Below are 10,281 nucleotides of genomic sequence, written 5' to 3'. Positions count from 1 at the left end.
CCCCTGGTCGTCTACTCGGGGCGCGGCGTTGCTGAGCTGCCCGGCCGGGTCCCGCGCGCCGTCCCCGGGGGAGCGCTCCCCCGGCCCGCGCCGTGTCCTGACCCGCTCCCCGGCGTCCGTGCCCCGCCGTCCGCGCCCCCGGGGCCGTGCCTCAGGAGAGTCCCGACACGGCCCGGCCGAGGCGCAGCAGGCAGTCCCCGAGGTCCGGCCGGGCGCTGTGCGGACGGTTCCGCACCCCGTCGTTGACCAGGGAGAACAGCGCGTGCACCCGGATCCGGGCGGCCACCGCGTCGCAGTCCGGACGCACCTGCCGCACCAGGCCGACCCAGGTGCGCAGGAAGTCCCGCCGGAACTCCACCGCGGCCCGCCGGTCGGGCGGGGGCAGCCGCTCCGTCTCGCTGAGCATCGCGCCCAGGTAGTCGCCGTTGCGCAGCGCGAACCCGACGTAGGCGTCCAGCCCGGCCGACAGCGCCGCCCGGGGCCCGTCGGCGGCCGCGATCGCGCCGTCCACCTCGTGCCGGAGCAGGTCGCGGCTGCGCACCAGCGAGGCGGCGAGCAGCTGGGCCTTGCTGTCGAAGTGCCGGTACACGCTGGGACCGGAGATGCCGACGGCGGCGCCGAGCTGGTCGGTGCTGACGTTGTCGAAGCCGCGCTGGTGGAACAGCCGGACGGCGGCCGCGAGCAGTTCCTCCCGGCGCGCCCGCGGCGCGGGTTCCGGCACCGGCACGGGCGTCCGCAGCGGTCCGGCCGCGGGCCCGGTGTCCGTGCCGTCCAGCGGGACGGCGAGGACGGCCGCCACCAGCTCGCGCAGCAGCGCCTCGGCGCGGCGGGGCTGCGGAGCGGCCGACTGGTAGGACAGTCCGGCGCAGGCCGAGAGCGCCGACCAGCAGAGCAACTCGGCGTCCTCCGTGGCGAGTTCCGGGCGTTCGACAGTCAGCACGGCGGTCATCAGCGCGACGTCCGCGCGCAGTTCGCGGCGCAGCGCGGCCCGCCGGGCCGGCGGCAGCAGCCGGGCGTCGCGCTGCACCAGGGTGCCGAGCGGGCGGTGTCCGACCGCGACGGCGGCCAGCACGGCGCCGAGCTCCTCGCCGGTACGGGCCCCGCGCAGCCCGACGGCGAGGTCGTCCAGTCCCAACCGGACCGCCCGGTCGAGGAGTTCGGGCTTGCCGCGGAAGTGCCGGTAGAGCGCGGGGGCGGTGATGCCGACCCCAGCGGCGACCTCGGTCATCGAGACCTGGTGGTAGCCGCTGCGGTGGAAGCGGTCGGCGGCCACGGCGAGGATCTGGGCACGCCGCCCGGGCGGCCGTCGGACCACCATGGCGCGCCTCCCTCCCGGCCCGTCGCTCGTCGGCCGGGTTCCCGGTCGGCCGATCGCGGCCGAGCACCCGGTCGGCCGGGCACCCACCGGGCGCCCACCGAGCGTCGGCCGGTATCCGCCCGGTCCCGGCCGGGCGTCTCCCGAAGGCTAGCAAGGATTCACTTGGCACCCCCGCCGACCGTGTGCCGCACGCCTGTCGACCCTGGACAGCCGAAGCTACCCGGGATTAACTTGTGAGGCCATCACCTGGTACGTTCCGCCCCGCCGGCAGCTCCGGCCGGCACCGTCGAAGGGAGCGCCGCCGTGCGCCGCACCGTGTTCACCGAGGACCACGAGGCCTTCCGGGAGACCATCCGGGACTTCATCGCCAACGAGGTCGTCCCGGTCTACGAGGGCTGGGAGGCCGAGGGCCACCCGCCGCGCGACTTCTACCGGCAGCTCGGCGAACTCGGCGTCTACGGCATCGAGGTGCCCGAGGAGTACGGCGGCGCGGGCGAGAGCGGCTTCAAGTACCAGGCGGTGATCGCCGAGGAGACCGCCCGGGCGGGCGTGAGCTTCGGCTCCTCCGGGGTGCACACCGGGCTGGTGCTGCCGTACCTGCTGGAGTACGCGAACGAGGAGCAGAAGCGGCGCTGGCTGCCCGGCTTCGTCTCCGGCGACATCATGACGGCGATCGCGATGACCGAGCCCGGCGCCGGCTCCGACCTCGCGGGCATCACCACCACCGCGCGGCTGTCCGAGGACGGCACCCACTACGTCCTGAACGGCGCCAAGACCTTCATCACCGGCGGCGTGCTGGCCGACCTGGTCCTGGTGGTCTGCCGCACCGCCCCGTACGACCCGGAGAACCGCCGGGCCGGCCTGTCCATCCTCTGCGTGGACACCGCCTCCGCGGGCTACACCGTCGGCCGCAAGCTGCAGAAGATCGGCCTGCGCACCTCGGACACCGCCGAGCTGGCGTTCAGCGACGTCCGGGTGCCGGTGGAGGACCTGCTCGGCGAGGAGGGCCGGGCCTTCGCCTACCTGACCCACAACCTGGTGCAGGAGCGCCTGGCCATCGCCGTCGGCGCGTACGCGGCGTCCGCGGCGGCGGTGCGGTTCGCGGTGCAGTACGTCAAGGACCGCAAGGTGTTCGGCAAGGCCGTGGCCGAGTTCCAGAACACCAAGTTCACGCTGGCCGACTGCGAGGCCCAGGTGGTGGCGCAGCAGTCCATGGTGGACCGCGCGCTGGAGCTGTACCAGAGCGGCGAGCTGACCGTGGCCGACGCGGCCGCGGCGAAGCTGTTCTGCACCGAGTCGGCCTCCACCGTGATCGACAAGTGCCTGCAGCTGCACGGTGGTTACGGCTACATCCTGGAGTACCCGATCGCCCGCCTCTACACCGACAACCGGGTGTTCCGGATCTACGGCGGCACCAGCGAGGTCATGCGCAGCATCATCGCCAAGTCCATGGGGCTGTAGGCGGGGTGGACCGGCGGCGGGCCGCACGCCCATGGCGGCCCGCCGTGCCGGTACCGGCGGTCAGTTGGGCGAGGCCTGCTCGGTGCGCCAGGCGTCCCAGCCCGCGGCGGACGCCACCTTCGCCCCGCGCAGCGCCCGGTGGGCGATCGCGGTCGGCGGGGCGTCCATGCCCCGTACCCAGTTGCGGCCGGCCGTGGCCAGCGCCGCGCACACCATCACCGTCCCGGCCGCACCGAGCACCGCACCGATGCCGGTGAGCACCACGCCGCCGGCCAGCAGCGATCGGTTGACCTGGAATCCACTGAAGAAGTTCTCGTTGGTCGCCATGCCTCCACGATGAGCGCAGTCGGCGCGGGCTGCACGTCGAGCGCCTCCGGGTGCGGGACGCCGGGAGGTCCGCGACCCTGGGCACACGGAGCGAGGAGGCGGCGCGATGCCCGATCTGGAACAGCTCGCCGTGGAGCACGCGGCCCTCGCGGCGGAGAGCCCGCACGGTCGCAGCGCCCACCTGGTGCTGCACGACGGGGTGCTGCGGCAGACCGTGATCGCGCTGACCGCCGGGACGGCGCTGGACGAGCACGTCCCGCCCACCGCCGGGAGCGTCCAGGTGCTGCGCGGCCGGGTCTCGCTGACCATCGCCGGCCGGCGCCTGGAGCTGCCGGCCGGCCGGCTGGAGCCCGTCCCGCAGGAGCGGCACGGGCTGCTGGCCCACGTCGACTCGGTGGTGCTGCTGACCGCCGTCACGTCCTGACGGCGGCGCACCGGGGGCCGTTCAGCCGGCGTTCAGCACGCTGCCGCTGACCAGTCGCAGGCCCCGCAGGAAGTCCTTCCCGCTGGGGGCGAGTTCGGGCGCGGCCAGCCACTGGGCGACGTAACCGGCCAGCAGGGTCTGGTAGAAGGCGCCGCGGGCGAGTTCCTCCTCGGTCTCCGCCACCTCGGGCAGCCCCTGGAACAGGGCGGCGAGCCCCAGCCGCCCCTCCTTCTGCGCCCCCGCGAAGGCCTGCGCCAGTTCGGGGGCGTGCGCGGCCTGCGCGAGCGCCTCGAACTGGGCGGCCCACAGCCCGCGGTGCTCGACGAAGACGTCCCGGAGTCCGTCCCAGACGGCGGCGAAGCGCTCCTCCGGGTCCTCCGACACCTGGTTGGCGGCGACCACGACCGCGCCCAGGGAGGCCGCCATCTCACCGATCGCCTCGATCATCGCCGCGTTGAGCAGCGCGTCCTTCGATCCGAAGTGGTAGCCGATCGCGGCCAGGCTGACACCGGAGGCGGTGGCGATGTCGCGGGCGGTGGTGCGCCCGTAGCCCTTCTCGTACAGGCAGCGCTTGGCGCCGGCCATCAGGTCTTCGCGGTTTCCCATGCCCCTGATCCTACGGAAGGTCTGCACAGATGTCTTGCACGATCGTCTTGCACGTTCGATTTACACATACGTACTAGACAAGCGTCTGACACATCCGTACTGTCTTCCCCATGACCGCAACCACCGGCCGCGCAGGCCGCCGCGAATGGATCGGCCTGGCCGTCCTCCTGCTCCCGACCCTCGTCCTCTCCATGGACATGGGCGTGCTCTTCTTCGCCGTCCCGTTCATCTCCACCACGCTGGCGCCCAGCGGCACCCAGCAGCTGTGGATCATGGACATGTACTCGTTCCTGCTGGCCGGGCTGCTCATCACGATGGGCGCGCTGGGCGACCGGATCGGCCGCCGCCGGCTGCTGATGATCGGCGCCACCGGCTTCATCGGCGCCTCGCTGCTGGCCGCCTGGTCGCACGACGCGAACCAGCTGATCGCGGCCCGCGCCCTGCTCGGCGCCGCCGGGGCCACCGTGATGCCCTCGACCCTCGCGCTGATCCGCACCATGTTCCACGACCCCAAGCAGCGCCAGATCGCCCTCGGCGCCTGGGGCGGCATCCTCACCGCCGGGGCCACCCTCGGCCCGGTCGCCGGCGGCCTGCTGCTCGACCACTACTGGTGGGGCTCGGCCTTCCTGCTCGCCGTCCCGGTGATGGCCCTGGTACTGCTGACCGCGCCCGCCCTGCTCCCCGAGTACCGCGCCACCGCCCGGCCTTCGGCCGGAAGGACCCCCGACGGCCGCTTCGACCTGCTCGGCGCCGCGCTCTCGCTCGCCGCGATCCTGCCGCTCGTCTACGGCGTCAAGACCATCGCCGTCGAGGGCTGGAGCACGCTCCCCGCCATCGCCGTCCCGGCGGGCCTGCTGTTCGCCGCCGCCTTCGTGTGGCGCCAGCGCACCGCCGCGAACCCGCTGCTCGACCTGAGCCTGTTCCGGATCCGCACCTTCAGCGGCGCGATCAGCGTCAACACCGTCGCGATGTTCGCCATGATGGGCTTCGCCCTCTTCACCTCGCAGTACCTGCAGCTGGTCAAGGACATGAGCCCGCTGACCGCCTCGCTCTGGTCGCTGGTGCCGAGCGTGGGCGTCGGCGCGGCGGTCGGGATCAGCTCGGCGCTGGCCGGCAAGGTCCGCCCGGCGGTGCTGATGGGCGGCGGGTTCCTGATCGGCGCGGCCGGCTTCGCGATGATGACGCAGGTCGGCCCGCACTCCCCGCTGGCACTCATCCTCACCGCGGCGGGCGTGCTGGCCGCCGGCACCGTCGGCACCATGACGATGACCGCCGAGATGGTCGTCTCCGCCGCCCCGGTCGAGCAGGCCGGCGCCGCCTCCGCCACCTCGGAGACCGCCGTCGAACTCGGCAGCTCGCTCGGCATCGCCCTGCTCGGCGCGGCGGGCGCCGCCGTCTACCACCACCGGCTGGACGGCGCCCTCCCGGCCGGCCTCGACGGCGAGGCCGCCCGGACCGCCCAGGACACCCTCGGCGGCGCGGTCACCGTCGCCGCCCAGCTGCCCGGCCGGCTCGGCGCCGACCTGCTGGAGACCACCCGCACCGCCTTCACCGACGGCCTGCACGTCGCCGCCGGCGTCGGCGGGGTCCTCGCCCTCGGCGCCGCGCTCCTCGCCTACCGCCTGCTGCGCCACCTCCCGGCCGCCGCCCCGGCCCCGACCCCCGAGTCCGAGCCCGTCACCGCCTGACCGAAAACCGGCCCGATCCACGCGAGTCATCGAGAGCCCCCGCCCACCCCAGGGCGGGGGCTCTCCGCCGTCCGCGGCCCGTCCGCGCGAGGCGGGCGCCCGGGCGGGCCGCCGGGCCGGGGCGGGGGCACGGCTGCCGACCGGGCGCTGCCGGAGGTGGTCCCGGAGGAGGAGGCCCGCGGCCCGGTGACGGTCCACCCGGGGGTGGACCGCGGTACGTCCACCCCCGGGTGCGTGTTCCGGCCACCCGCCGGGAGGACCGTGGAGGGGTCCCTCCGACCGCCGGGAGCCGCCGCATGTCCCTGACCGCCCTCCTCTCCCTCCTCGGCGTCCTGTGCTGGGCCGCCTACGAGCTGCTGCTGCGCCGGCGCGAGGACGCCGCCGCCGGTTCCTGGCACGCGGACCGCCGCGACCGCGGATCGACCCGCCTGCTGCTCGGCTGCTACCTGCTGTCGACGCTGGTCGTGGTGGTGTCCGACCGCGCCTCGATCGGCCGACTGCCCGGCTGGGCGGGCTGGTTCGGCGTGGCGCTGGCCGCCGCCGGGCTGGCACTGCGGGCCTGGGGCATGCGCACCCTGGGCGCGTACTACACCCGTACGCTGCGCACCGTGGACGCCCAGCACGTCGTCAGCACCGGCCCGTACCGGCTGATCCGCCACCCCGGTTACGCCGGCAGCCTGCTGGTCTGGACCGGCTACGCCGCCGGTACCGGCAGCTGGGCCGCCGCCCTGGTGGTCGCGGCACTGCTGCTCACCGCGTACGGCTGGCGGATCGCCGCCGAGGAGCGGCTGCTGCTGGACTCGCTCGGCGGCGCGTACGCGACGTACCGCCGGACGTCCAAGCGACTCGTCCCGTTCGTCTACTGATCGCTCCGGGGGCGGGCGCGGAGCCGGACGCCGCCACCCGCCCCCGGAGTCGGGGGCCGTTCCCGGAGTCGGGGGCCGTCCCCGGTCTCGCGATCCGCTGGAGCGGCACCTGGTTTTTGGCCAGCGTTTCCCGGCCGGTGTATCCGTTCGCCGTGAGGGCCAGGCATACTGGCCAGCACGGGCGCTAGCCCGCCATGACTCTAGACAAGAAGGGACCGGTGGCCAGGGATGCTGCGGAACGGTCTTGAGCCCTGGCACATCTTCGTGGTGCTGGCGGTCGTCATCCTGCTGTTCGGTTCGAAGAAGCTGCCGGAGATGGCACGCGGCCTGGGCAAGTCCATGCGCATCCTGAAGGCCGAGACGAAGGCCATGCGCGAGGACGAGCCCCCGGCGGACGCCGGCACCGCGCAGAGCACCGCCGCTCCCCAGCAGAGCGCGGACCGCCCGGCCGTCACGCCGACCAACGTGACCAAGGCGACCGAGACGAAGCGGCCCGAGACGACCGCCTGAGCCTCTCCCCTTCCTCCGGAAACCCCCTGGTGAGCCCACCGGGGGGTTTCCGGCGTTCCGGGCCCGGCCCGCGCTGCCTGCGCCCCGGCGGTCGGGGCCCGGCGGTCCGGCGGTCGGGGCCCGGACGGCCGGATTCGTCCGGACGGCGCAGACGGGCGGGCGTCCCGGGCCCCCTCGGCACAGGCTTGGCGAGATGTCCGAGAACTCGCCGCCGCCCGCCGACGTGAGGGCCTGGTGCTGGCTGCTGCTGGCATTCACCCTGCTGATGGTCGGGTACTTCACGCTGCCGCTCGGGTGGCTCGGCGACCGCCGGCCGGTCCTGAGCTGGGCCGCCTTCGTGGCCGCACTCGCCGGGATGACCTGGCTGATGCTCGCCAAGATCATCGGAGTGATGCGGGGAACGGCGAAGCGGCCGGTGGTGTGGCTGGTGTTCCTGATCGGGCTGACGGCGACCATCTTCTCGGCCACGTACTACGCGATGGGCGCCCACAAGTCGGAGTTCGCCGGGCTGGAGACACGGCTGGACGCCCTGTACTTCACGGTCGTGACGATGGCGACGGTGGGGTACGGGGACATCACGCCGGCGGGGCAGACGGCACGGTTCGTGGTGGTCGTACAGATCCTCTACAACTTCGTGTTCCTGGCGGCGGCCGCCGGGACGGCGTCCCGGGCGGTCCGCAGCAGCGTGGAACGGCGGATCCGCAAACCGGACTGAGCGGGCGTCGACACACAGGGTTGTCCACAGGATGTGGACAACCCCGTGTCACCCGCGGGACGTGTCGATGACGCAGAAGCGGTTGCCCTCCGGGTCGGCGAGGACGACGAAGTCGGGGTCCTGCGGGTACAGCTCCCAGTCGACCCGTGCGGCGCCCAGGGCGACCAGGCGCTCGACCTCGGCGGCCTGGTCGGCGGCGTCCCCGGCGTAGAGGTCGAGGTGGACCCGCGGGCGCTCCTGGACCGGGGACGCGCTCAGACCGAGGGCGAGCTGCACACCGCCACCGCCGTCGGCGGGCACCAGGACCGTCCAGTCCTCCTCGACCAGGCCGCCGCGTGGCACGTAGCCGAGGGCCGCCGTCCAGAAGGCGACCGCGCGCGGCAGGTCGGAGACACCGAGAACGAGGGAACCGATCGTCAGCACGGGCCCATTCTGGCGCACCGTCAGCCGGGCGTCGGCAAGGGGTGCCGACGAAAGGCCGGCGAGGGGGCGGCGAGGGGGCGTCAGTCGTCCTGGAGGTCAGCGGCGGTGTGCAGGGTGGTGAACAGGGCCGAGAGGCGGGCGTTCCAGTTGGCACTGGTCAGCGGGTCGATGGCGTGCCGCTTGCCCATGTCCTTGATCACCTTCTGGGCGCCCTTGAGCTCCTGCGCGGCGGCGTCCGGATCCCCCTCGTTGAGGTGGGCTGACGCGGCGTCGAGGATCCTCAGCAGCTCCGCCTGGTGGTCCCGGTCCTTGCCGACCTGGGCCTGGGCGACGGCCTGGCGGAAGGACTGGAGCTGCAGCGCCGCGGGCTGGTTGCGCGGGACGGCCTGGGTGGGCACCGGGGCCCCCGACGGCGTCGCCGGGGCTGTGGAGCCGGCGCTCGCGGCGGGCGGCGGGCCGGTGACGGGCTTCGCGGCCGACGAGGTGGCGACCGTGCTCGGCTTGGCGGCCGCGGCGTTGCCCGCCGGCTCGTCGAAGGCGGTCAGGGCCAGGGCGGTCACGCCGGCCAGGCCCGCCACGCCCAGCGCGCCGAACACCAGGGGCTTGCGTCGGCTGCCGCGGGCCGGCGCCGAAGCGGGAGTCGGCGACCCGGCCGGGCCCGGAGACCCGACCGCGGCCGGGGGCCCGACCGGGATCGGCGCCATCACCGAAGTGGCGGCCGGGGGCTGCGGCGGCAGCAGGGTGGTGTGCTGCTGGTCCGGGTGCGGCGGCGGCCCGCCGGGGTACGGCGACGCGGCGGGCACCACCGGCGGGAGCAGCTGGGTGGCCGCCGCGGTGGTCGCGAGGAGTTCGGCCGTCGGGTCGCCCACCACCAGCCCCGGTACGGTGGCGAGCAGTTCGGCCCGCGCCGCGGAGGCGTCGGCCGGCCGGCCGGCCGGGTCCTTGGCGAGCAGCCGCAGCACCGTCGCATCCAGGGCGGGTGGCAGGCCGGGGCGCCGCGCGGACGGCGGCACGGGCTGCTCGCTGACGTGCTTGAAGGCGATCGCCACCGGGCTCTCGGCGGTGAACGGGGTCGCGCCGGTGAGCATCTCGGTGAGCACGCAGCCGACCGCGTACAGGTCGGTCCGCCCGTCCAGCGCCGAGGCGGTGGCCTGCTCGGGCGAGAGGTAGGCGGCCGTACCGAGCACGCTGGCGGTCTGCGTCAGGTTGCTGGAGGAGCCGGCCCGGGCGATGCCGAAGTCGACGACCTTCACCCCACCGTCATCGGTGATCATGATGTTCCCGGGCTTGATGTCCCGGTGCACCAGCCCGGCCGCGTGCGCGACCGCCAGCGCCTCGCAGACCGCCGCCGCGATGCCCACGGCCCGTTCCACCGGCAAGGTGGGCTGCTGCGCCAGCACGGCCGCCAGCGAACGGCCGCTGACCAGCTCCATGACGATGAACGGGGTGCCCTGGTCCACACCCGAGTCGAAGACCATGACGATCCGCGGGTGCACCAGCATGGCCGCGTGCTGCGCCTCCCGGCTGAAGCGCTCGGCGAAGCGGGGGTCGTCGGCGAGGCCCCCGTTGAGGACCTTCACGGCCACCTGGCGACCCAGCACGCGGTCCACGCCGCGCCAGACGGTGGCCATGCCGCCGACGCCGAGCATCTCGACGAGTTCGTAACGCCCGTTCAGCGCCCGTCCGATCACCTGGAGCTCCCCTCACGTGCCCTGCCCGGGGTCCCGGGCCGCCTCGTGCACCCGTGCACGATAGCCGTACGGCCGTGCGACCCCGCCGGGGGCGGACGAAGGGGGGCGGTCGGGGGACCGGGCAGCGGTCCCCCGGCCGCCGGCGCGGGGGTGCGGCCCGCCCTGACTGCGGGGGGGGGGGGCGCCCCGGGGGGGGGCGGGCCGGGCGGCGCCGCGGGCGGGGGGGCGCCGGCCCGGGCGGGCGGGGGCGGC

The 10,281-nt window shown here is 74.7% G+C and carries 11 protein-coding genes; 6 read left to right on the top strand and 5 right to left on the bottom strand.

Translation table 11 applies throughout. The features are described 5' to 3' along the window. Positions 1-151: 151 nt before the first annotated feature. On the bottom strand, positions 152-1,318 hold the full coding sequence (locus ACFV04_RS41905; protein ID WP_380536357.1) for a TetR/AcrR family transcriptional regulator: 1,167 nt from the start codon (positions 1,316-1,318) through the stop codon (positions 152-154). A gap of 303 nt (positions 1,319-1,621) precedes the next feature. On the opposite strand from ACFV04_RS41905, the gene ACFV04_RS41900 reads away from it, so the two are divergent. Then, positions 1,622-2,779: an acyl-CoA dehydrogenase family protein gene (locus ACFV04_RS41900; RefSeq protein ID WP_380349961.1), complete on the top strand. Its 1,158-nt coding sequence runs from the start codon at positions 1,622-1,624 to the stop codon at positions 2,777-2,779. A 60-nt stretch (positions 2,780-2,839) separates the two neighbouring features. Here the strand turns inward: ACFV04_RS41900 and ACFV04_RS41895 are convergent, their stop codons facing one another. After that, on the bottom strand, positions 2,840-3,106 hold the full coding sequence (locus ACFV04_RS41895; RefSeq protein WP_360252614.1) for a hypothetical protein: 267 nt from the start codon (positions 3,104-3,106) through the stop codon (positions 2,840-2,842). Between the two features lie 106 nt (positions 3,107-3,212). Here ACFV04_RS41895 and ACFV04_RS41890 point away from each other — a divergent pair, with 106 nt between their 5' ends. Beyond that, entirely contained in the window at positions 3,213-3,530 is a 318-nt protein-coding gene (locus ACFV04_RS41890) for a cupin (RefSeq protein WP_360252611.1), read from the top strand. 21 nt (positions 3,531-3,551) lie between these two features. On the opposite strand, the gene ACFV04_RS41885 is transcribed toward ACFV04_RS41890, so the two are convergent. After that, complete coding sequence (locus ACFV04_RS41885; protein WP_360252608.1) at positions 3,552-4,136, bottom strand: TetR/AcrR family transcriptional regulator; 585 nt, start codon at positions 4,134-4,136, stop codon at positions 3,552-3,554. A 110-nt stretch (positions 4,137-4,246) separates the two neighbouring features. On the opposite strand from ACFV04_RS41885, the gene ACFV04_RS41880 reads away from it, so the two are divergent. The 4 genes from ACFV04_RS41880 (at position 4,247) to ACFV04_RS41865 (ending at position 7,915) form a co-directional block, all read left to right on the top strand. Then, positions 4,247-5,824, top strand: coding sequence for an MFS transporter (locus ACFV04_RS41880; protein WP_380536355.1), 1,578 nt, complete (start codon positions 4,247-4,249; stop codon positions 5,822-5,824). A gap of 296 nt (positions 5,825-6,120) precedes the next feature. Then, entirely contained in the window at positions 6,121-6,690 is a 570-nt protein-coding gene (locus ACFV04_RS41875; RefSeq protein ID WP_380536354.1) for a methyltransferase, read from the top strand. Between the two features lie 228 nt (positions 6,691-6,918). Continuing rightward, positions 6,919-7,200 carry a Sec-independent protein translocase subunit TatA gene (gene tatA, locus ACFV04_RS41870; RefSeq protein ID WP_360252599.1) on the top strand — a complete coding sequence of 94 codons (282 nt, stop codon included), beginning with the start codon at positions 6,919-6,921 and terminating at the stop codon, positions 7,198-7,200. Positions 7,201-7,393: 193 nt separating this feature from the next. Further along, positions 7,394-7,915 (top strand): ion channel, encoded by a 522-nt coding sequence (locus tag ACFV04_RS41865; protein ID WP_380349947.1) that lies wholly within the window; start codon positions 7,394-7,396, stop codon positions 7,913-7,915. Between the two features lie 48 nt (positions 7,916-7,963). Here ACFV04_RS41865 and ACFV04_RS41860 read toward each other — a convergent pair whose 3' ends face one another. Further along, the gene (locus tag ACFV04_RS41860) at positions 7,964-8,338 is read right to left on the bottom strand and encodes a VOC family protein (RefSeq protein WP_380536352.1); all 375 of its coding nucleotides are present in this window, start codon (positions 8,336-8,338) and stop codon (positions 7,964-7,966) included. Positions 8,339-8,418: 80 nt separating this feature from the next. Further along, positions 8,419-10,029 (bottom strand): protein kinase, encoded by a 1,611-nt coding sequence (locus ACFV04_RS41855; protein WP_380536351.1) that lies wholly within the window; start codon positions 10,027-10,029, stop codon positions 8,419-8,421. Positions 10,030-10,281: the final 252 nt, after the last annotated feature.

The sequence above is a fragment of the Kitasatospora sp. NPDC059599 genome, assembly GCF_042735125.1.
Taxonomy (GTDB): domain Bacteria; phylum Actinomycetota; class Actinomycetes; order Streptomycetales; family Streptomycetaceae; genus Kitasatospora.
The sequence above is the reverse complement of the archived record's forward strand: the minus strand, read 5'-3'. Positions and strand labels throughout refer to the sequence as shown.